Raw genomic sequence first — 20,030 nt, 5'->3', positions numbered from 1 at the left:
AGAACACCAGCCTTCCAAGCTGGATACGTGGGTTCGATTCCCATCACCCGCTTTTAAAAACCCTTGATTTTTCAAGGGTTTTAATTTTCATGTTGCATCCATTCCAAAAAGGTACGTCGATTCTCTTTAGTATCCTTTTTATCAAACAAAAGTCTCCAGGCATTATATTTTTCATAATTAAAAACTTGTTCAAGGTGATTTATCGGTTTGCCCGGTAATCAGCGCTGGTGTTGGTGCACTGGGCTGATTTTTTATTTCAATTTTTTCTTTTGCTCTCTCTCTAATTGCTGAATACTTTTTTCCGGTGTAGGCAAATCTTCCGGCATTGTGCCACCAAGATCTTTAATGGTGTCACGCACCTTTTTACCAACCTCAAAGTGGGTTTTATTCGCTTCCTGTTTGCCTTGAATATTTTCACGGCGGAGTTTTGCTTCCGTCTGAGTAGCACGGAAGAGGTTGGCAGCTAATTCTTCATATCCCATGTAATCGAGTATGTCTTGTGATTTCTTTAAGCCTTTACGCTCCTTTATATCGCTAGCCTTTAAACCACCATATAGTCCCATATATCCGTAATTTTGAAATATAGCATAATCCAGGGTAGTTTCAACACCAGCATCCTTGGCAGCAGCTACTAACATTTTATTATGCTCTTTCATTTCCTGCCGGATGGCGATACGTTTTTGATCTTCGGAAAGATTTTCATAATTTTCAATTAGTTCTTGCTGTCTGGTTTTTACTGCAAAGTAGGTTTGTCCAAGTGCAATAACCTTTTTTCGAGGATCACCATTTTGCACAATAAGATAACAAGCATATCGTGAAAGTTGAATATCTCCGATATCCTTACTGGTGGCACCAGCATTTACGATTTTGTTGACGTCAACAAAATGGTCAGATACCGCGTTATTACTACCTCGGCAGGCTTCTTTTGCCTTTTCAATAACCTTGCAAAAGTTTCTCCACTCAGTATATTCCAGAGCGATTTGTAAATCTCTGGCATACCAAAATTCTTGCCCGTATTTATTTACATGACGAATAGATTCAAATAGTGACTCGGTATAATTATTTTTCTCTTCGTCAGAAAGAGCTTTCGAGAGCACGCGTTCGTGCAAAGCATTTAACTGTTTTTCAAATTCTTGTTCGTTCATTACAATTCTCCTTTGTATGTAAAAAGAGCCCTGGAATACAATTCCAAGACTCTTTCGCGACCGGACACCAGTCATTCGCTAATTAGTGGAATAATACCATTATGTGCAAGCCTTGTCAAGTTATTCCTAAAATTTATATTTTTGAAAAATTGCACCGGTGCAACAACATCAGAGTTTCTCGAATACCATAGTAGCCTGGATCCGGTCTCCGCCGCCGAAGCCGGTACTATTGGCAGAAGCGGTGGTAATAGTGTGGTGCAGGCGGTATCCCTTTGCAGCCTGGGCGTTGATCACATCCTCGAGCTCCTTCAGATTCTTGGATGCAGTTCCGATAAGTTTCTCCTTAAGTGTCACTTGTAATACTACATACTGATTCATAGTGATTCCCATTTCTTTTGTGCGCCCCGATCTCGATCATCTCTTTTACAAACTGAATGTCCTCCGGCTTCACTTTCCGTGAGGCATCGAAGAGGACCTTGTATTCCGGATTCTCGAAGAGAAACTGAGCCATGTCACGGGCTTCTGGATTGAGATAATAGCTATCCGGAATAATTTCAGTAGATTCTTTTTTTCCAATAAGGTAATTCATGTCGACATTGAGTAAATCACCCATGAGGTGTTTCCTTCCAATTAAATTAGTAGAGCTGCACTACAATAATTGTAGAAAACATATGTTCCCGTGTCAAGAAAAAAAGCAGCATTTTTTGACCTGGAACAATTACATAAAACCCAAAATTAGGTTTGACTTTCAAGAGATCTTGTCTAAGCAGAATGATGCTTTGTTGATAAGTACGTGAAAGAGGTGTGTGCGGATGACCAATTATAACAAGGTGCCCCGGGAGACTGAATAAAATAGTGAATACCTCCGATATACATGATAGAACAGGTAGACCCGGAAACAGGAACGGAGGCGCTTATGCAGGTCGGTGGAGTCGGAAGCGGACATGACACATATTCTCATCATGTAACATCATGTCTTCATGAACATGGGGCAAATACGGATACGGGCAGTATGGGGGCTAAGTCCGGAGCCGCGCAGACGGCGCAGATGGCTACAGAAGCCTTGCAGGAGAATTCTAAGGGAAACCTGTTGTCCTGGGTACAGAATATTGGGAATAGTGGAAAACAGCTCTTACAGAAGATCTGGGGAGACAGCAAAGAATCCAATGACGCGATAAGTTCACAGAAGGATGGCAGCGGTAATCATATCGCGGGTCAGGAGACGCTTGTTACGGGAAATTCTGTGGGCGTGAAGACTACGTTGAACAGGGCGGCGGTGGAGACGGCGGCTACCCATACGTATTTCCGGCCTGTGGAAGCAAAGGATGCCATGCCGGCGAATCCTTTTCAGAAAGTGCGTTATCAGGTACAGAAGGTAGCCAGAAAACTGATGGACCGGCTGCCGGGACGATTCCTGGGATCCCATAGCGGAGATTTCCTGCAGACAAAGCAACAGCATACTAAAGAGGATCTGCGGAAGAGAAGCCAGTACAAAGAGGACGATCAGGAGATCGAATGCATTCTTACGGATGAAAGCTACCTGACAGATTCCTATAATCGAAAGGGAGAATACAGCCATCTTACTACGGATAAATAGGATGTGGTGGAATTTTTCGAAAAATTTCAAAAATTTTCTTGACAGTTTGGCATTCATCATGTAATATAGTCTTTGCTGTGAGACACACAGCAGACATTCATCAGATTGCGGATGAATGTCAACACAATTAATTTCATACCTTCAAGATACAGGTTTTGACCTGTACATTATGCGCGAGTGGCTCAGCGGTGGAGCACCTCCTTGCCAAGGAGGGGGTCGCGGGTTCGATCCCCGTCTCGCGCTCTCATGAAAAAAAGAACGATACCAAATCGGTATCGTTCTTTTTTTCGAGCCCTGCCAGGGCTCGAAAGTTCGATGTCTACGCTCCGCTCCGGTCCGCATGGAAAATTTCAGAAGCAAAAGGGAATACGTATTTGTTCCGGTTTGTATAGGAGCTTCATTTTGTATGCGCATGACCGCGGGACCAGACTTTACTTGGCTGTGCCTTATAGGTGGGGCGGCGGAACAGGAGGCTTCGGAGAGCCGGGCCGTTAAAAGGAAAGAGGGGCCAGAAGTAGCTGAAGCCTGCGAAGGTCGGGGTAGTCAAAATAGAGACTGTCACCAGTGTCAGACCGATAAGGAATCCCGGCAATCCCCAGAGCCCTGTTGTGACGACCAAAAGAATACGGTAGATCCGCAGAGCATCAGCAAATTCGATACTGGAGAGGGACAGATTCGCCAGCATGGTGACGGCAGCATAGAAGAGGACTTCCGTGGAGGCCCAGTTAAGACTGACAGCAATGTCACCGATTAATAGTCCGCCGACAATGGACAGAGCACCGGAGACGCGGCTGGAGCTGAGTGCCGCTGAATACTTGAAAAGATCCAGCAGGAACTCCACCGCCAGCACATAGAAAAAAAGGCGGAAGGGTGACAGATCGCTGACGGGTGTGAGCTGCAGCGAGGCAGTAATCTCGGGATAGTAGGCGGAGAGAAGTAAAAATACCGGAAGGAGTAGGAGACTGACCGGAATGCACAGGAAGCGTATCATGCGGAAGTAGGTTCCGGTCAGAGGATTGTTGTAATAGTCCTCCGGACTCTGGGTAAATTGGAAGATCGTACCGGGAAGCAGCAGAACGGCAGGGGAGTTGTCCACGATGAGCAGAATATGCCCTTCGCACAGATAGCTGCAGGCCACATCGGGCCGTTCCGTCAGCTGGATACTGGGCAGAGGATTCCACCAGCGTTTTTTGATCAGGAGTTCTTCCAGACTTTTGCTGCCCATGGTCAGGGAAGTGATCTGTAATTGGGAAAGCTTTTTCTTTAAGGTATCTAATAATTCCTCATTGACCTGATCCGCCAGATAGGCGATAGCTACATCCGTGCGGCTTTCTGCACCCAGAGAACAGATAGAGAATGTCAGTTTCGGAGAACGCACCCTCCGGCGGATCAGATTGGTATTGAACAACAACGTCTCCACAAAACCGTCCCGGGCACCACGGGTGATCCGTTCGGTGTCAGGTTCGGAAATGCTGCGGACAGGATAGGTACGGACATCGATGATCACGGCCTGCGCAAAACCTTCTACCAGAAGGACAGAGGGGCCACTGAGAATGTTTTGCAGAATCGTATCTATAGAGGAAGTCAGTGACACCTGGGCATACCCCAGTTTGCTCTGCACATAGCGAGGGAGATCCCGGATTTCGGAATCCAGTGTATAGAGGGGGTCCTGCAAGTCGGAAAAAATTTGTTGAAGGATCTCCGTCTTACAAAAACCATTGACACCGATCCAGTAAGCCGGCGTATTTCCCAGCTTCAGGTCACGGGTGATCAGGTCAAAACTGTCATCCAGTGGCAGCAGAGCGTGGAAAAGTGCTGTATTTTTGGATAGATTTGTGGATAAGGAGCGTTGTACCATAGTGGGGAATCCTTTCTGATCACTTGCATAGACTGCCAAACAGGTATATGGTATTATTATTCAGATAGATTCCCCAGGTTTTTCGGAACTATACGGATCAGTGGTATAATTGACACAACCCCAGCAGGATCAACAATAAACCTGAGACGGGATCCGTATATTCCCCGATCTGCTGCAGGAAAGCAGACCTGCCCAGACGGCTTCCGAAAGCCAGAAATCCGAAGGAGCAGAAAAAGGTGGACACCGATGCCGGAAGGAAAGGAAGTCCCGTAATACTGGCGGAGAAACCGATGCCGATATTGTTCATGGAAAGGGCACAGCCCAGCGCCAGTATCTGCGACAGGGATAATTCCCGGTGCCCGACAAATTTTTTCTTTTTCTGGCACAGATTATTATCCGGGGAAAAATTGCAGCACCATCTGGAAAGCAGCCATTTTCCCACGTAGTAAAGACCGAAAAGGATCAGTACACTGCTTCCGATCCGGGTACCGATGCCGATGGGAAACAAGGGTAACAACAGGTTGCCAAGACCTATAGAGATCACAGTCCCGATCAGGGTGACTGTGCTGATCAGCAGATTATGTCTGGCAGGCAGAGGGACTTTCTGGAGGCCCAGAGCCATACCTACCAGAAGGGCATCCAGACTGGCTGAGATGCCGAAGAGCAGAGGGGGCAGAATAGACATAACATGCTCCGTAGAAAATATTCTTAATTTTACTATATTCCCCTGAAATTATTTTGTGAGGTTGTGGGGCAAAGGAACAAATGAGTATGGAAGTAAAGAGAAAACTGAGTGAATTCCTAAAAAGAGAGACGGTTCTGACCGTAGCGATCCTGCTGGCAATAGTGTCCGCGGTGATGATTCCGCCGGACAGAGAATATGCAGGATATATTGATTTCCGCACACTTTCGATCCTTTTCTGCCTGATGACGGTGATGGCAGGCTTGCAGAAACTGGGTGTTTTCCGTAATATTGCAAAAACGCTGTTGCGACATACACAGAATACCATACAGTTGGCAGAGGTATTGGTACTATTGTGTTTCATTTTCAGTATGATCATCACCAATGATGTGTCATTGATCACGTTTGTACCGTTTACCTTCATTGTGCTGCGGCTGACAGGCGAAGAAGCTGTGAAAAAACTGGCAGTACCTGTGATCGTTCTGCAGACGATAGCTGCCAATCTGGGAAGTATGCTGACGCCGATCGGAAATCCGCAGAATCTGTATTTATATGGGAAAACACAGATGTCCGCTGGAACATTTATACTTTTGATGCTGCCTTATTCTCTGGTGTCACTGCTTTTACTGATGATCTGTGTGGTAATTGTGGCAAAACGAAGCGGAATCGAAGTCCGGGGAGCAGAAGTTTTGCTGACAGAAGATGAGAAGCTGGAACAAAAGAAATATTTACTTCCGGCATATTTGCTGTTATTTGTGTTGTGTCTGCTGACTGTGGCTCATATGATTCCTTATCCGGTGACATTGGGAACTGTGGCATTGGCGGTTCTCCTTTTAGATCGTGGTACTCTTATAAAAGTGGATTATTCGCTTTTGCTGACGTTTGTGGGCTTCTTTATTTTTATAGGAAATATGGGAAGAATGCCTGCTTTCTGTGATTTCCTGCAGAAGATCATCGGAGGTAGAGAAGTGATGACAGCCGTGATTGCCAGTCAGGTGATCAGTAATGTTCCGGCGGCCCTGCTGTTATCCGGATTTACGGAAAATATAACGGCATTGATCATCGGTACGAATCTGGGAGGGTTGGGGACGCTGATCGCATCCATGGCCAGTCTGATCTCTTATAAACAGGTGGCCAGACAGATTCCGGGAGAGAAAAAGAAGTATTTTGGATGGTTTACCATAGCAAATATCGTTTTTTTAATGATATTGGTATTGGAAAACTGTCTGCTGTAACTATAGAAAGCAGTCTGTCTGCCGGGAAAGGCAGAAAAGATGGCAATAACTAAAAAATAATCTGGGAGGTATTCGTCATGACAGAAGATATGACAATCATTGCAGAAGAGGCTTATCTGGCGGCCAAGGAGATCTTGGAAAAGGCGAGGCTGGAGCAGGAAGAGCTGTTTGTGGTAGGCTGTTCTACCAGTGAGGTGGGAGGTGCTACTATCGGTACCTATTCCAGCCCGGAGCTGGCGGAGATGGTCTTCGGCGGTATTTACCAGGCCACGCAGGAAGCCGGGGTATATCTGGCTGCGCAGTGTTGTGAGCATCTGAACCGTGCACTGATTCTGGAAAAAGAGGCTGCGGTAAAATATGGTTATCCCATGGTAAATGTGGTACCTCAGCCTAAGGCAGGCGGATCTTTTGCGACGGCGGCGTATAAAGCCTTCGAGCATCCGGTGGCTGTGGAACATATTCAGGCGGCAGCAGGAATGGATATCGGGGATACGCTGATCGGAATGCATCTGAGAGATGTGGCAGTACCGGTGCGCCTCCGGTCCGGACAGATCGGAGACGCCCATGTGGTATGCGCCCGCACCAGACCGAAATTCATTGGTGGCGGCAGAGCGGTTTATGACGAAGAATTATTGTAAAGAAATGATATGTGGCTATTTCTGTGGCATTCCGCGGAAGTAGTCACGGATCCAGCGTCCGGATTCATTGAAATCATCGTCGGTCCAGTCGGAAAGTGCCGTGCTGGAAGCCTTGAAGACGCTGCTGCTTTCGTCTTTGTTGGCGAGATTCCAGCAGCAGAAGCTGATCTGATATTTGTTCAGCAGATCCAGCCACTTGGTCGTGGAATCAAAATCGTTGGCACCATTGCCGGAGGCATCGCACATGCCAAATTCGCTGACAAATACCGGAAGCCCGTTCTGAACACAGGTCTCTAAGCGGTTCCGCAGGTCGTCTTTATGGGTGCCTGCGTAGAAATGCAGCGTATACATTACATTGCTGTCATCCAGCGGAGAAGCGGCAGCCTTGTCGATCTCCTGACTCCAGGTTGGTGTTCCCACGAGAATTACGGCATCCGGCTTCTGCGCCCGGATCACCGGGATGACTTCTTCTGCGTAAGACTTGATGCTGTCCCAGGAAGTACCGCCGTTGGGTTCATTGCAGATCTCATAGAGCACATTGTCGTTGTCGGCAAAAACTTCCGCCATTTCCCGGAAAAAGGCGATTGCCTCATCTTTGTTCTGGTTCGGATCACAGTCACTTAAAATATGCCAGTCCACGATCACATACATTCCCAGCTCCGTAGCGTAGGATACGCCATCTTTTACCAGCTGTTTCAGCTGTTCTTTATCACCGCCGGCACAATAACCGCCGTATTCCGCTGTATACATGGCGAGGCGGATACAGTTAGTATTCCAGTCGTCCCGCAGGGTACGGAAGGAATCATAATTGATATACTGGGGGAACCAGGCAATACCGTGGGTGGACATACCGTAGAGCTGAACGGTGTTGCCGTTTTCGTCTGTCAGCTTACCGTTTTCTACATGGAGAGCGCCATGCTGCCCATAGGGCGTGGAGGCATCCACGGAGAGTGCTTCGGAAGATGGGGGTTCAGTTTCCACAGGCTGGGCTTCGACTGTTTCGGGGACGGATGTCTGTTCGGGAGCGGTTGTGCTTTCGGAGATGGTCTCGGTGATGGCAGCGGAAGGTGCCTCAGAGGAGGTCGCTGCGGTTTCATTGGCTGCATCCTGTTTGCCACAGCCGGCGAGAGCACAGGTGCCTAAGGCTGCCAGTACGGCACAGCTGAGTGTTTTTCTGAAAATAGACATAATAACCTCTTTTCCTATTTGTTTGAGAATAAACGAATGAAAATACAAACAATGGGTTACCTTTTAAAACTAAAAACAAGCACTTACAACAAATATTATAATTGTGTCTGTGTAGCTTGGCAAGAAATGATTGCCCCCGAATAGGAGCTGTGATACAGTTAATGGGAACAGATTATAGAAATGGAGGAAATCCATGCTTCCACAGGTGTTTTTAGAGAGAATGCAGGGACTTTTGGGATCGGAATACGAGGAGTTCCTGGTAAGTTTTGACCATGAAAAATATCAGGCACTGCGTCTGAATCCCCTAAAACTGCGGACGGAGTCCGGACGGACAGATGACAGTACTGTCATAGAAGAAAAAATACAGCAGACCTTTCGTTTGCATCCGGTTCCCTGGGCGGACAACGGCTATTACTACACAAAAGAGGACCAGCCGGGAAAACATCCCTGGCATGAAGCGGGACTTTATTATATTCAGGAACCCAGTGCCATGGCACCTGTGACACTACTGTCACCACAGCCCGGAGAGCGGATCCTCGATCTATGTGCTGCTCCCGGAGGGAAAAGTACCCAGATCGCATCAGCGATGGAGGGAGAAGGACTGCTTGTCACGAATGAGATCCACCCGGCGAGGGCGAAAATACTCTCGGAGAACGTGGAGCGCATGGGCATCCGCAACGCCTGTGTATTGAATGAGACGCCGGAGCACCTGGCGGATATTTTCGAGGAATATTTTGACCGGATCCTGGTGGATGCACCCTGCTCCGGAGAGGGAATGTTCCGGAAGAATGAAGTGGCCTGTGAGGAATGGAGCCCGGAGAATGTACAGCTCTGTGCGGACAGACAGGACGGCATTCTGGAATGTGCCGCCCGGATGCTGGTACCCGGCGGCAGACTGGTATATTCTACCTGCACCTTTGCTTCTGCGGAAAACGAAGGCAGCATCAGCCGTTTTCTGGCAAAGCATGAGGAATTCGAGATCGTTCCCATTGATAAAAAAGCACTGGGGATCCCGGAGGGCTGTGACGGCATTCCGGGTTGCGTGGAGAATCCCGCGCCGGGAATCGAAGGTACCTTGCGCCTGTGGCCTCATAAGCTGAAGGGAGAAGGTCATTACGCCGCGGTATTGCAGAAGAAGGGAAAGCTTCCGGAGGGGTATCAGCCGGTGTGCGCAACGGGAACAGAAAAAGGAATCCCCGCAAAGAACCTTGCGAAGGACTGGGCGGAATATTTTGCTTTTGCAAAAGAGACTTTTTCGGAGAAGCTGATGGGGGAAGCGGGATTGTGTACGGCGGGAGAAGGATTTCTGGCGTTCGGTGATAATCTGTACCGTATGCCGGAGAGAATGCCAGGGGTCAAGGGGCTGAAAGTGCTGCGTCCGGGACTGCACCTGGGAACCTTGAAAAAGAATCGTTTCGAACCGGCTCATGCGCTGGCACTGGCGCTGTGCCCGAAGGATGTGAAGCATGTATGGAATCTGTCCGTGGAGGAAGCGGCTGCTTATCTGAAGGGACAGACTTTTTCCGCGGAAGGCGAGAAGGGCTGGTATCTGATCTGCGTGGACGGCATCAGCCTGGGCTGGGGAAAACTGGCCGGAGGCATCATGAAGAACCATTATCCCAAGGGGCTGCGGAAGGGATAACGGATCACGACAATAAGGACAGTTTATATGAGAACAGAAATATTATACGAAGACAAGATCATCATGGTCATCCGCAAACCGGCAGGACTGGCGGTACAGTCCGCCGGGATCGGACAACCGGATGTGGTCAGCGAGTTGAAATCCCATCTTGCAAAGCTTCCCGACACAGGGAGGCTGGGACCGGGAAAAGGAGAGCCATATCTGGGCATAGTCCACAGACTGGATCAGCCGGTGGAGGGTGTGCTGGTATTCGCCAAAGAGAAAAAGTCGGCAGCAGTTCTGACGAAACAATTGTCGGCGGGCACATTGAATAAACAGTATTATGCAGTACTCTGTGGATATCCTGCTGTTGCAGAAGGGGAGCTTGTGGATTATCTACGGAAAGAGGGCAGCGTGGCAGTGGCAGTCACCGGCAGAGAGAAGAATTTTCCAGACGCAAAGATAGCAAAACTGCATTATAGCATTTTGGAGAAAATTAATCAGCCTATGCCGCTGGCACTGGCAGATGTCTGCATTGAGACCGGACGGTTCCACCAGATCCGCGTGCAGTTTGCCCATGCGGGATGGCCGTTGTTGGGAGATACCAAATACGGGAACACTACAGTCGCCGGAACGGCGGGGAGTCCGGCATATCGCGGCGTGGCACTTTGCGCATATTCTCTGGATTTTACCCATCCCGGCAACGGCAAAAAGATGTCATTCCGGGTGAAACCGCAGAATCCTGCATTTGAAAAATTTACAAAAATTCCTTCGGAGGATATTTTCGAAGGATAAAAAAGCCTGTCCGGCACACACTAATCCCAAAAAGGAAGTGTGCGGCATGGATTGGGGAGAATTTGGCAAAAACATAATAGGAAAAAAGATGATAGTACTGCTTCTGGTAACGGGGGCAGTCTATTTTTTTCTGCAATATCTGACACCTCTGTCGGCACCGGTACTGTTGGCCATGCTGTTTGTCACAATTTTTGGGCCAATGATGAAGCGGATGAATCAGCGTCTGCATTTTCCCAGACCCCTCAGTGCCATAGTGCTTCTCATCGTGGCAACAGTGTTGCTGGTGGGGTTACTCTGGATTCTGGTGTCCTGGATGCTAGGCAGCCTGCCGGTATGGATCGGCAATCTGGAACTGCGGGAGCAGGAGTGGCTGGAAGCCGTCCGGGGGCTGTGTCGCAGCGTGGGAGAGATTATTGGTGTGGACACTGCGTATCTGGAAAATACGGTCAGTGGCAGACTACAGGAGGGGCTGGATTCACTGGAAGAAAATATTCTGCCGGGAATGCTTTCCCAGTCTATGCAGTATGTGCAGTGGTTCGCGGAACTGGGAGGATTTCTGGTGACGTTTTTGATCGCTTCGGTGCTGCTGGCGAAAGACTATGACGGTATTATGAACCGTCTGCTGGATCAGGAGGCCTGTCATGTACTTCTGGAGGTGATCTGCGGGATCGTCCGTTATATTGCCACTTTTGTAAAGGCCCAGGGGATCATTATGACCACGATTGCCATGACAGCCGCGGCAACATTGGGAATCGCCGGAATAAAACATGGTATTTTGTGGGGGATCCTGGCGGGGATTTTAGATGCGCTGCCTTTTATCGGAACGGGAGTGGTACTGGTTCCGCTGGGCATGTTTCAGATCCTGGATGGCAACTGGGGCCGGGCACTGGTCTGTGGTGTATTGTATGTGGTCTGCATTTTTCTGCGGGAGGTCATGGAGCCTCGTCTCATCGGCAGGAAAATAGGGGTATCCCCCATAGCAGTGCTGGTGTCACTGTATGCGGGAATCCGGCTGTTCGGTGTCTGGGGGATCATTAAGGGACCCCTGGGATTTGTGCTCATTTATGAGACTTATCACAGTCTCGCCCGGATGTTTGACCGCCAGAGGGAGCAGGAACAACAGGAATGAGAAAAGATTGACGAAAGAAGTGTCGAAAGCTATCATAAAAGTATTAGACAAAGGAAGCTTAGGAGAGACGGATCTATGGCAAAAAAAACAAAAGGGAAAAATTCTGTGGAATCGGTGGCAGAAACGCTATGCAATTTCAGCCGGTTCCTGTGTGATATCGTGATCAGCGTGTATCTGTTTGTGATATTGGCTGTACTGCCGTTGTACAACAGGGGCTATGCCCAGATCGGAACAGACAAGGAGAATTTTTTTATTAAGACTATGACTTATGCGGGGAAATGTCTGCTTCCGGTATTTGTGTTGTGGCTGATCCTTCGCCTCATTGTGGCAAAGCAGAAACAGGAGCTTCCGGAATTTCGGACTATTCCGAAAAGAATCTGGCAGGCTTTGAACACCACGGATAAATTCGCTGCTCTATACGGGATTGCCGTGGTAATGTCCTATTTGTTTACCCGGTATCGGGAGGAGGCACTGTGGGGGACGGCATCCTGGCGGATGGGGATGTGGACCCAGCTGGGAGCGGTCATTGTATATTTTATGATCTCACGGATGTGGCAGAGAAACGACTGGATCGTGATCCTGACATTGCCGGTGTCGACCATTGTTTTTTTCCTCGGATATATGAATAAATTCGGGCTGTGCCTTGTAGATAAGGAGATCATCAATTCCTCCTTTATTTCTACCGTGGGAAATATTAACTGGTATTGCGGTTATCTGGTGACGGTGCTGTTCGGTGGAGTTTATCTGTTATGGTGGATGGGATCGGAGATCACTTGGAAGAGAGCGCTGCTGATGGGGTATGTGACGATCGGTTTTGCTTCTCTGGTAACCCAGGGCAGCAGCAGTGGTGTTGTAACTTTAGCCGTAATGCTGTTTGTATTGTTTGGCATGTCTGTGAAAGATGGCGGAAAAATGGAATGCCTCTGGCAGGAAATGACATTGTTATCGGTGTCATGTCTGATCACATATATTCTGCGGAGCTGCAATGTGCTTTCGCAGGAACTGCCGATGGAAAAAGTGACGGATATCCTGACGTTTTCCGCAATGAGTGTGATTATGACGATCGTGTCAGTAGTGGTGCTGTGGCTGGTACATACCAGCAATAACAGAAATCATTACCGTGGGAAACTTTTTTGGGGCATCTATCGGATATTGTGCGTAGCACTGCCGGTTGTGAGCGTGGCATTATTAGCGTTTATCCTGGCGAATACGCTGTTGGGCGGAAAACTGACGTCCTTTCTGACGGAGACAGCAGGTGACGGGGGTAGCAACTGGCTGGTGTTCAGCGCGGCCTGGGGCAGCAACAGGGGAGCCACCTGGTCGACGGGAGCCAGATGCTTCTGGGAAGCAGATCTGTTACATAAGATTTTCGGCGTAGGGCCGGATTGCATGTATGCGTTTCTGTCGAATGAGGCCAGCCCGGAGTTGCAAAATATGGTGTATGATTTCTTCTATGGAAACCGCCTCACTAATGCACATAATGAATGGCTGACGATCCTGGTGGATATAGGAGTGCTGGGGCTGGTCAGTTATGCGGGAATGATGATCTCAGTAATCCGTAATTTCCTGCATGCCGGGAAAAAGTCGATGCTGGTGGGAGCCTGCGGGTTCTGTGTGCTGGCCTATACGGTGAACAATATGTTCAGCTTCCAGCAGGTGATGAATATTTCGACGGTGTTTGTGATTATGGGGATTGGAGAGAATTTGCGGCGTTCAGCCCGTGATTGAACTAGTGAAAGTTGAATTTGCGGTCTCCGCTCCGCTTCGGTCGGTCTAGGCCGAGGTCCCCCGGACCTCGTGGGTCTCCGCTCCGCTTCGGTCGGTCCAGGCCGAGGTCCCCCGGACCTCGTGGGTCTCCGCTCCGCTTCGGTCGGCTCAAAGCCGAGGTCCCCCGGACCTCGTGGACCCTCTGCACCCGAACGGTGTGTCCGAACCAGTTAGAGGTCGTAAGTTTGAATAGTTGCAAGAACAAAAATACTCCCTCACACATGTGTGAGGGAGTATTTTTAGTCGTCGCGACAAGATTCGAACTTGCGACCTCTGCGTCCCGAACGCAGCGCTCTACCAAACTGAGCCACGCGACGATGTGAACATTAATTGCGTCAACATTAAAATAATAAATAAAAACCCATTGATTGTCAAGCAAAAAACGAATATGATAGAAGAAAAAGTTGCAAAAACGATAAAATCACGAAATCAAGAGAGGAAATTCTATGTATAATACAATCGTTACATTGAAAAAAGGAGAGGGCAGAACTCTGAAAGCCGGGGGGATGTGGGTCTTTGACAATGAGATCGCATCCATTATGGGAGATTTTGAGAATGGTGATATTATAGCTATCCATGATTTTGACGGCTACTTCATGGGATATGGCTATATTAATACCAACTCCAAGATCACGATCCGTCTGCTGGCGCGCAGGAAGGATACGGTGATCGATGAGGCATTTTTTGAGCAGAGGGTACGGGATGCCTGGAATTACCGCAAGGAGACTATTGATACCTCCAGCTGTCGTCTGATCTTCGGAGAGGCGGATTTCCTGCCGGGTATTGTCATTGATAAATTCTCGGATGTACTGGTAGTGGAATCTCTGGCATTGGGAATCGATAAGTGGAAGCTTGTGATCATTGATGCTTTGAAGAAAGTATTGGCGGAGGATGGCATTGTGATCCGCGGTGTCTACGAGCGGAGCGATGCCAAGGTACGCTTACAGGAGGGTATGGAGCGTTATAAAGGCTTCATCGGCGAACCGTTTGACACGAAAGTAGAGATCGTGGAGAACGGTGTGCATTACATGGTGGATGTAGAGGACGGACAGAAGACCGGATTTTTCCTGGATCAGAAGAATAACCGTGCCGCCATTCATCGTTTCTGTAAGGATAAAAAGGTGCTGGACTGCTTCACCCATACCGGCTCCTTTGCTTTGAACGCGGGAATCGCCGGAGCGAAGAGTGTTCTGGGTGTGGATGCTTCCCAGCTGGCTGTGGATCAGGCAACAGAAAATGCGAAGCTGAACGGACTGGAAAATACGGTAAGCTTCCGATGTGCAGATGTCTTCGAGTTATTGCCGGAGCTGGAAGCGCAGGGCGAGAAATATGATGTGGTGATCCTGGATCCGCCCGCTTTTACCAAGTCCCGCAATTCCATCAAAAATGCTGTAAAAGGATATCGTGAGATCAATCTTAGGGGCTTAAAGCTGGTGAAGGACGGCGGATTCCTGGTAACTTGTTCCTGCTCCCATTTCATGGATCCCGAGCTTTTTGCCAAAACAATCCGGGAAGCTTCTCATGGTGCGCATAAGCGTCTCCGCCAGGTAGAATTCAAGACACAGGGTCCGGATCATCCGATCCTGTGGGCAGCGGACGAGAGTTATTACCTCAAGTTCTACATTTTTCAGGTGGTGGATGAAAAGTAAGTGGCTGAAAGTGACGGAAATTTTTGATTTAAACAAATCTGAAGTTGTGGAGGTAATTATCAATGAGAAATATTTACGATAATAGTGAATTTTTTGCCGCATATGCGGAAATGGGAAGAAGCAAAGATGGTCTGAAAGCTGCTGGAGAGTGGCATCAGTTGCAACCGTTATTCCCTAAATTACAGGGAAAAAAAGTTTTGGATTTAGGATGTGGTTACGGTTGGCATTGCAAATATGCCGCACAAATGGGAGCTACTGAAATTCTTGGTATTGATAGTAGTCAAAAAATGATTGCAAAAGCAGTAGCTGATAACTCTGATGACAAAATCAAGTATAAAGTTTGCGGTGTTGAAGAATACATTTATCCTGAAAATACTTATGACCTAGTTGTTTCTAACCTGGTACTGCACTATATCGAAAATTTAGCTAATGTTTATCAAAAGGTGTATTGCACATTAAAAGTAGGTGGGTATTTCCTATTCAATATTGAACATCCGACTTTCACCGCAGGTGTTAATGAGGATTGGATTTATGATGAAAATGGGAAACCTAAATATTGGCCAATCGACAATTACTATTACACAGGCGAAAGAGAAACCAATTTTCTTGGTCAACGAGTAATTAAACAGCACCACACATTAACGCAGATATTGAATCCACTTATAAAATGTGGTTTTCAAATTGAGGCTATTGAGGAAGCAATGCCTCCGGCAGATATGATGGGTATGCCGGGAATGTGTAATGAAATGCGTAGACCTATGATGTTGTTGGTTAAGGTTAAAAAGGTTTAATAAACAACTTCAAGTTTGTATATGAGATTTACAGATAGTGAAAAATAGTGTAAAAATAGTGAAATAATAATGGAAAAAAGCTTTCCTTTTGAATATAATAATATTGAAAAGGAGGGCTTTTTTCATGATTAAGGTAACTTTAACGAACGAAATATTAAAGTATATTACGGAAATCGAGCAAAACCGATATAAAGTATCTTCCATCAAGCTGTCCCAAACCGTTATGAATAAGCTGCGTAAGAACTCAAAGAAAAAAAGTACTTATGCTTCAAATAAGATAGAAGGCAATCCTTTATCGGAAAAACAGGTCGATGAGGTGATTGAGAATGATGAAAGAAAGCATTATTTGAAACCGGAGCAGGAAGTCCGAAATTACTTTCTTGCATTGAATTTTCTGGAAAAAAAGATAACTAAAAAAGAGACATTCTCTAAAAAACTTATTTTGGACGTACAGAAATTGGTAGAAAAAGGGGCATCCAAGGAAAAAATCGGATTTAGAGGACCTATGCCACCGGGAGTGTTATTTGCCGTATATGACTCTAAGACAGGAAGACCGGATTATATTCCCCCGGAATATTGTGATATTCCGAATCTGCTGGACGAATTGGTAACGTATGTAAATACGACCGACGATCATCCACTAATCGTAGCTGCAGTGGTACATTACCAATTAGTAACTATACATCCTTTTGAAGACGGCAATGGCAGAACCGCAAGATTACTTTCCGGCTACATTATGGATTTAAACGGATACGGATTTAACGGAATCGGATCGTTGGAAGAATATTTTGCCTATGATATCGATGAATATTATGAATCCATCCAGATGGGACTTCCTGCATTATATTATTCCGGAAGAGATAATCCGCCCCATCCGGAAATCTGGATCAACTATTTTCTGAGGATGGTAAAGCTATACTCTGGAAAGGTTTGTGATCTGCAGATGGCTTCCAATGAGGAAGATGTTGCTGCAAGTTTATCGTTCCTGAAAGGAAAGGAAAAGGAACTTTTGAGACTTTTGATCATGGATTATAAAGGGGAATTTACACCGATTGAAGTCAGCAGGAAACTGTCCGTCACGAACAAAACAATTATTAACAGATTAGCTGTTTTGGTGAAAAATGGTTTTGTAGTTCCCATACTGGTCAACCAGAGGATCCGATCCTATGAATTAAGCAAATTTACCAGAGACAATGAAGAAGAAATCATGAAAGCTATTCTTTGAAACTGATGTTGCTTAAATAGAAATAGAGATCTGTTTGTTCCTCATTTGTCATATGATAAGATGGGATAAATAAATCGGTATTTGTGGAGGGTGAAGTTATGGGATTACTTGATAGGTTAAAACTGAATAAAACCAAAGATTTCTTTGAATGGTTAGATTTGATTTTGAAGAATGAATTGAATAGTGAAATAAAAGCAATTAACTTTAATTTATATGAAGATACAGATAATAAATGGTCTGTTGAATTGGTCGGCACATTTTCATTCGATAAGGATAATGATGATTGGACTTGTGATGAAGTCTTTACTACAAGAGATCAACCTTTCGTGATAGAGTGTGAAAGTGATTGGGAATTAGTGGAAACTTTTTTTATTAGTTTAGTGAATGAATACCTTTCTTCTGGAAAATATGCTGGAAAATTAAAAGAATATCAAGCAATAGGCATTGGATTTTTTGACGGAGATTTACAGATTTTATATGCAAGATAATGTCTGTTTGTAAGCAATAAAAATTCCATTTGTATATGAGATTAACAGATAATGAAAAATAGTGTAAACTAGTGAAATAATAATGGAATCCCAAAATAATAATGAAACCCGGATCTAAAGCGTTAAATTTCTGGGCCTAAATAAAAGATACTATACGGGAGGTGTTATTTATGAAAATTGTAATAATCAATGGCAGTGCCAGAAAAGGAAATGTTTTAACGGCGATTGATGCGTTTCAGAAGGGAGCAGCTGCAGGGAATGATATAGAAATCATTCAACCGGATCAGTTACATATAGCTCCGTGCAAAGGATGTGGTGCTTGTCAATGCTATAAAGGCTGTGTAGATAAGGATGACACAAATGCCACAATCGATCAGATCGTATCGGCAGATATGATAGTATTTGCCACACCGGTATATTGGTGGGGAATGTCTGCCCAGTTAAAGCAGGTTATAGATAAATGTTATTGCCGCGGAATGCAGTTGAAAGGGAAAAAGACAGGACTGATCGTTGTAGGAGGTTCTCCCGTAGATAATATACAGTATGAACTGATCAGAAAGCAGTTTGATTGTATGGCAGATTATTTGTCGTGGGATATGCTTTTTCAAAAATCATATTATGCAACGGCAAGGGATGATCTGCAGAAAAATATGGAAGCGCTGGAAGAATTGGAGAATATAGGAAGTTGTTAAGTTAATCGTGCCATAAGGGGGCAAAATGAATTACTTATTAGAAATCGTTATTTTTAATGTCGTCATTTTTACAATTAGCGGCATCATTATGGCAAAGAAGGGGAAGCTTGGCATGATACAGGAATACCCAAAGGCGATACAGGACCGATGCAGAGAGCTTGGATTGATTCAGGAAAGCTCCGCGAAACTTACAAAGAAAGCAACGATAGGAAAACTGGGACTTTTTATCGGATACATATTTTTGCAGACGGTATTGGCGTACTATATCGGCGGTGCACGCACGTTCTTTGAAGGATGGTTTCACGGATATATTATGTGGGTAGCTGAGATCTGGTTTGATGCGTTGGTAGTGGATTGTCTGTGGTTTTGCCATAGTAAGAAGATGATAATTCCGGGAACTGAGGATTTGGTGGATGCTTACCATGATTATTGGCATCATATTAAATATGCAGTGATAGGAATGTTCAGCCAGGCGGTGATTGCTTTGCCGGTAGGACTTTTGGTGATGTGGCAATGATTATTCAGACAGGGATGAGAACAGATATTCCGGCATTTTATTCGGAATGGCTGATGAACAGAATACAGGAAGGCTTTGTGTTAGTGAGGAATCCCTATAATCCTACACAGGTAACAAAGTACAGTCTCTCGCCTGAGGTTGTGGATCTGATTGCATTTTGCACGAAGAATCCGGCGCCAATGCTTCCTTTTATGGAGCAATTAACACCGTATGGGCAGTACTGGTTTGTCACGATCACGCCATATGGACGAGACATTGAGCCAAATGTTCCGGATACGGGAACGGTAATGGATCACTTTAAAATATTATCGGATATCGTAGGCGTGGACAGCATCGGTTGGCGATATGATCCAATCCTGGTAGATGCCACGCATACGGTAGAATGGCATATATCTGAGTTTGAAAAAATGGCGGCGGTACTGCATGGGTATACCGAAACCTGTGTAATCAGCTTTATAGATATTTATAAAAAAGTGGAACGGAATTTCCCGGAAGCGAAAGCGGTAAGCCGTCGGGATAGAATTACAATCGGTAAGGCATTGATAGAGATTGCTGCAAAATACGGAATGACGGTAAGACCTTGTGCTGAGGGTAATGATCTGGCCGCGTATGGTGCGGATTGCTCCGGATGTATGACGGTGGCTACTTTTGAAAAGGCACTTCATAACAGATTAGAGATTCCGAAGAGAAAGATCAATCAAAGGAACGGTGCCTGCGCCTGCGTGCTTGGCGTGGACATAGGCGCATATGATACATGTGGACATTTATGCAAATATTGTTATGCCAATGCAGATGTAAACTTAGTGAAAGAAAACAGGAAAAAACATAATCCCAAATCTCCGTTTCTGATCGGTGAAAGTATGTCGGGAGATGTTATACATGAAGCGGAGCAGAAGAACTGGATTGACAGACAGCTTCGGTTTGATTTTTTCTAATTAGAAGGTATCACAGAAATCAACAAATTGATACGTGAACAATCGGCGTCAGGACAGAGAAAAAAACAGCTTACCATC

The 20,030-nt window shown here is 46.1% G+C and carries 21 protein-coding genes and 2 tRNA genes; 16 read left to right on the top strand and 7 right to left on the bottom strand.

The window, feature by feature from the left end:
* The coding region (locus ACLTOH_RS14710) for a hypothetical protein (protein WP_337418196.1) at positions 1-218 on the top strand (218 nt) is incomplete at its 5' end.
* 33 nt (positions 219-251) lie between these two features.
* On the opposite strand, the gene dinD is transcribed toward ACLTOH_RS14710, so the two are convergent.
* The 3 genes from dinD to ACLTOH_RS14695 all read right to left on the bottom strand — a co-directional run bounded on the left by dinD (position 252) and on the right by ACLTOH_RS14695 (position 1,758).
* Positions 252-1,145: a DNA damage-inducible protein D gene (gene dinD / locus ACLTOH_RS14705; protein WP_337413246.1), complete on the bottom strand. Its 894-nt coding sequence runs from the start codon at positions 1,143-1,145 to the stop codon at positions 252-254.
* A gap of 168 nt (positions 1,146-1,313) precedes the next feature.
* Positions 1,314-1,523 carry a DUF4177 domain-containing protein gene (locus tag ACLTOH_RS14700; protein ID WP_172594829.1) on the bottom strand — a complete coding sequence of 70 codons (210 nt, stop codon included), beginning with the start codon at positions 1,521-1,523 and terminating at the stop codon, positions 1,314-1,316.
* The gene (locus ACLTOH_RS14695; RefSeq protein ID WP_118502990.1) at positions 1,489-1,758 is read right to left on the bottom strand and encodes a hypothetical protein; all 270 of its coding nucleotides are present in this window, start codon (positions 1,756-1,758) and stop codon (positions 1,489-1,491) included. Before ACLTOH_RS14695 ends, ACLTOH_RS14700 begins: the two co-directional genes overlap by 35 nt.
* A gap of 303 nt (positions 1,759-2,061) precedes the next feature.
* Between ACLTOH_RS14695 and ACLTOH_RS14690 the strand changes: the two genes are divergently transcribed.
* Together ACLTOH_RS14690 and ACLTOH_RS14685 are read left to right on the top strand one after the other, a co-directional pair.
* A complete protein-coding gene (locus tag ACLTOH_RS14690) occupies positions 2,062-2,742 on the top strand; it encodes a hypothetical protein (RefSeq protein ID WP_145985630.1) in 681 nt (226 codons plus the stop codon).
* A 171-nt stretch (positions 2,743-2,913) separates the two neighbouring features.
* Positions 2,914-2,985: transfer RNA gene (locus ACLTOH_RS14685), tRNA-Gly, on the top strand.
* A 154-nt stretch (positions 2,986-3,139) separates the two neighbouring features.
* On the opposite strand, the gene ACLTOH_RS14680 is transcribed toward ACLTOH_RS14685, so the two are convergent.
* Positions 3,140-4,600 (bottom strand): spore germination protein, encoded by a 1,461-nt coding sequence (locus ACLTOH_RS14680; protein ID WP_412224314.1) that lies wholly within the window; start codon positions 4,598-4,600, stop codon positions 3,140-3,142.
* Positions 4,601-4,697: 97 nt separating this feature from the next.
* Positions 4,698-5,285 (bottom strand): manganese efflux pump, encoded by a 588-nt coding sequence (locus ACLTOH_RS14675; RefSeq protein WP_118502984.1) that lies wholly within the window; start codon positions 5,283-5,285, stop codon positions 4,698-4,700.
* Between the two features lie 80 nt (positions 5,286-5,365).
* On the opposite strand from ACLTOH_RS14675, the gene ACLTOH_RS14670 reads away from it, so the two are divergent.
* Positions 5,366-6,517, top strand: a complete 1,152-nt coding sequence (locus ACLTOH_RS14670) for an SLC13 family permease (protein WP_117465344.1) — start codon at positions 5,366-5,368, stop codon at positions 6,515-6,517.
* Between the two features lie 77 nt (positions 6,518-6,594).
* Positions 6,595-7,155 carry a TIGR01440 family protein gene (locus tag ACLTOH_RS14665; protein WP_227064512.1) on the top strand — a complete coding sequence of 187 codons (561 nt, stop codon included), beginning with the start codon at positions 6,595-6,597 and terminating at the stop codon, positions 7,153-7,155.
* Between the two features lie 15 nt (positions 7,156-7,170).
* Here the strand turns inward: ACLTOH_RS14665 and ACLTOH_RS14660 are convergent, their stop codons facing one another.
* Positions 7,171-8,343: a cellulase family glycosylhydrolase gene (locus ACLTOH_RS14660; protein ID WP_412224313.1), complete on the bottom strand. Its 1,173-nt coding sequence runs from the start codon at positions 8,341-8,343 to the stop codon at positions 7,171-7,173.
* Positions 8,344-8,536: 193 nt separating this feature from the next.
* On the opposite strand from ACLTOH_RS14660, the gene ACLTOH_RS14655 reads away from it, so the two are divergent.
* The 4 genes from ACLTOH_RS14655 (at position 8,537) to ACLTOH_RS14640 (ending at position 13,616) form a co-directional block, all read left to right on the top strand.
* The gene (locus ACLTOH_RS14655; protein WP_412224312.1) at positions 8,537-9,985 is read left to right on the top strand and encodes an RsmB/NOP family class I SAM-dependent RNA methyltransferase; all 1,449 of its coding nucleotides are present in this window, start codon (positions 8,537-8,539) and stop codon (positions 9,983-9,985) included.
* A 27-nt stretch (positions 9,986-10,012) separates the two neighbouring features.
* The gene (locus ACLTOH_RS14650) at positions 10,013-10,759 is read left to right on the top strand and encodes an RluA family pseudouridine synthase (RefSeq protein WP_337763144.1); all 747 of its coding nucleotides are present in this window, start codon (positions 10,013-10,015) and stop codon (positions 10,757-10,759) included.
* 88 nt (positions 10,760-10,847) lie between these two features.
* Complete coding sequence (locus tag ACLTOH_RS14645) at positions 10,848-11,888, top strand: AI-2E family transporter (RefSeq protein ID WP_412224311.1); 1,041 nt, start codon at positions 10,848-10,850, stop codon at positions 11,886-11,888.
* A gap of 75 nt (positions 11,889-11,963) precedes the next feature.
* Complete coding sequence (locus tag ACLTOH_RS14640; protein ID WP_412224310.1) at positions 11,964-13,616, top strand: O-antigen ligase family protein; 1,653 nt, start codon at positions 11,964-11,966, stop codon at positions 13,614-13,616.
* Positions 13,617-13,898: 282 nt separating this feature from the next.
* Here ACLTOH_RS14640 and ACLTOH_RS14635 read toward each other — a convergent pair.
* Positions 13,899-13,972 (bottom strand) — tRNA-Pro (locus ACLTOH_RS14635).
* Positions 13,973-14,101: 129 nt separating this feature from the next.
* Between ACLTOH_RS14635 and ACLTOH_RS14630 the strand changes: the two genes are divergently transcribed.
* From ACLTOH_RS14630 to ACLTOH_RS14600, 7 genes are all read left to right on the top strand, one after another.
* The gene (locus ACLTOH_RS14630) at positions 14,102-15,304 is read left to right on the top strand and encodes a class I SAM-dependent rRNA methyltransferase (RefSeq protein ID WP_227064518.1); all 1,203 of its coding nucleotides are present in this window, start codon (positions 14,102-14,104) and stop codon (positions 15,302-15,304) included.
* Between the two features lie 62 nt (positions 15,305-15,366).
* Entirely contained in the window at positions 15,367-16,095 is a 729-nt protein-coding gene (locus ACLTOH_RS14625; protein WP_022262569.1) for a class I SAM-dependent methyltransferase, read from the top strand.
* 124 nt (positions 16,096-16,219) lie between these two features.
* Positions 16,220-17,320, top strand: a complete 1,101-nt coding sequence (locus tag ACLTOH_RS14620) for a Fic family protein (protein ID WP_118540041.1) — start codon at positions 16,220-16,222, stop codon at positions 17,318-17,320.
* Positions 17,321-17,418: 98 nt separating this feature from the next.
* Positions 17,419-17,808 carry a hypothetical protein gene (locus ACLTOH_RS14615; RefSeq protein WP_337415391.1) on the top strand — a complete coding sequence of 130 codons (390 nt, stop codon included), beginning with the start codon at positions 17,419-17,421 and terminating at the stop codon, positions 17,806-17,808.
* Between the two features lie 170 nt (positions 17,809-17,978).
* Entirely contained in the window at positions 17,979-18,500 is a 522-nt protein-coding gene (locus tag ACLTOH_RS14610) for a flavodoxin family protein (RefSeq protein ID WP_117467517.1), read from the top strand.
* Between the two features lie 25 nt (positions 18,501-18,525).
* Entirely contained in the window at positions 18,526-19,017 is a 492-nt protein-coding gene (locus ACLTOH_RS14605; RefSeq protein ID WP_242993752.1) for a hypothetical protein, read from the top strand.
* Entirely contained in the window at positions 19,014-19,952 is a 939-nt protein-coding gene (locus ACLTOH_RS14600; protein ID WP_117467523.1) for a DUF1848 domain-containing protein, read from the top strand. Before ACLTOH_RS14605 ends, ACLTOH_RS14600 begins: the two co-directional genes overlap by 4 nt.
* Positions 19,953-20,030: the final 78 nt, after the last annotated feature.

Source organism: Waltera sp. (assembly GCF_046969025.1).
Lineage (GTDB): Bacteria > Bacillota > Clostridia > Lachnospirales > Lachnospiraceae > Acetatifactor > Acetatifactor acetigignens.
Note: the sequence above shows the minus strand (reverse complement) of the source record. Positions and strands in the feature narration are given on the sequence as shown.

Bases quoted from the DNA above. Each gene is read 5' to 3' on its own strand.
- dinD (WP_337413246.1), bottom strand. From the start codon at position 1,145: ATGAACGAACAAGAATTTGAAAAACAGTTAAATGCTTTGCACGAACGC.
- ACLTOH_RS14700 (WP_172594829.1), bottom strand. From the start codon at position 1,523: ATGAATCAGTATGTAGTATTACAAGTGACACTTAAGGAGAAACTTATC.
- ACLTOH_RS14695 (WP_118502990.1), bottom strand. From the start codon at position 1,758: ATGGGTGATTTACTCAATGTCGACATGAATTACCTTATTGGAAAAAAA.
- ACLTOH_RS14690 (WP_145985630.1), top strand. From the start codon at position 2,062: ATGCAGGTCGGTGGAGTCGGAAGCGGACATGACACATATTCTCATCAT.
- ACLTOH_RS14680 (WP_412224314.1), bottom strand. From the start codon at position 4,600: ATGGTACAACGCTCCTTATCCACAAATCTATCCAAAAATACAGCACTT.
- ACLTOH_RS14675 (WP_118502984.1), bottom strand. From the start codon at position 5,285: ATGTCTATTCTGCCCCCTCTGCTCTTCGGCATCTCAGCCAGTCTGGAT.
- ACLTOH_RS14670 (WP_117465344.1), top strand. From the start codon at position 5,366: ATGAGTATGGAAGTAAAGAGAAAACTGAGTGAATTCCTAAAAAGAGAG.
- ACLTOH_RS14665 (WP_227064512.1), top strand. From the start codon at position 6,595: ATGACAGAAGATATGACAATCATTGCAGAAGAGGCTTATCTGGCGGCC.
- ACLTOH_RS14660 (WP_412224313.1), bottom strand. From the start codon at position 8,343: ATGTCTATTTTCAGAAAAACACTCAGCTGTGCCGTACTGGCAGCCTTA.
- ACLTOH_RS14655 (WP_412224312.1), top strand. From the start codon at position 8,537: ATGCTTCCACAGGTGTTTTTAGAGAGAATGCAGGGACTTTTGGGATCG.
- ACLTOH_RS14650 (WP_337763144.1), top strand. From the start codon at position 10,013: ATGAGAACAGAAATATTATACGAAGACAAGATCATCATGGTCATCCGC.
- ACLTOH_RS14645 (WP_412224311.1), top strand. From the start codon at position 10,848: ATGATAGTACTGCTTCTGGTAACGGGGGCAGTCTATTTTTTTCTGCAA.
- ACLTOH_RS14640 (WP_412224310.1), top strand. From the start codon at position 11,964: ATGGCAAAAAAAACAAAAGGGAAAAATTCTGTGGAATCGGTGGCAGAA.
- ACLTOH_RS14630 (WP_227064518.1), top strand. From the start codon at position 14,102: ATGTATAATACAATCGTTACATTGAAAAAAGGAGAGGGCAGAACTCTG.
- ACLTOH_RS14625 (WP_022262569.1), top strand. From the start codon at position 15,367: ATGAGAAATATTTACGATAATAGTGAATTTTTTGCCGCATATGCGGAA.
- ACLTOH_RS14620 (WP_118540041.1), top strand. From the start codon at position 16,220: ATGATTAAGGTAACTTTAACGAACGAAATATTAAAGTATATTACGGAA.
- ACLTOH_RS14615 (WP_337415391.1), top strand. From the start codon at position 17,419: ATGGGATTACTTGATAGGTTAAAACTGAATAAAACCAAAGATTTCTTT.
- ACLTOH_RS14610 (WP_117467517.1), top strand. From the start codon at position 17,979: ATGAAAATTGTAATAATCAATGGCAGTGCCAGAAAAGGAAATGTTTTA.
- ACLTOH_RS14605 (WP_242993752.1), top strand. From the start codon at position 18,526: ATGAATTACTTATTAGAAATCGTTATTTTTAATGTCGTCATTTTTACA.
- ACLTOH_RS14600 (WP_117467523.1), top strand. From the start codon at position 19,014: ATGATTATTCAGACAGGGATGAGAACAGATATTCCGGCATTTTATTCG.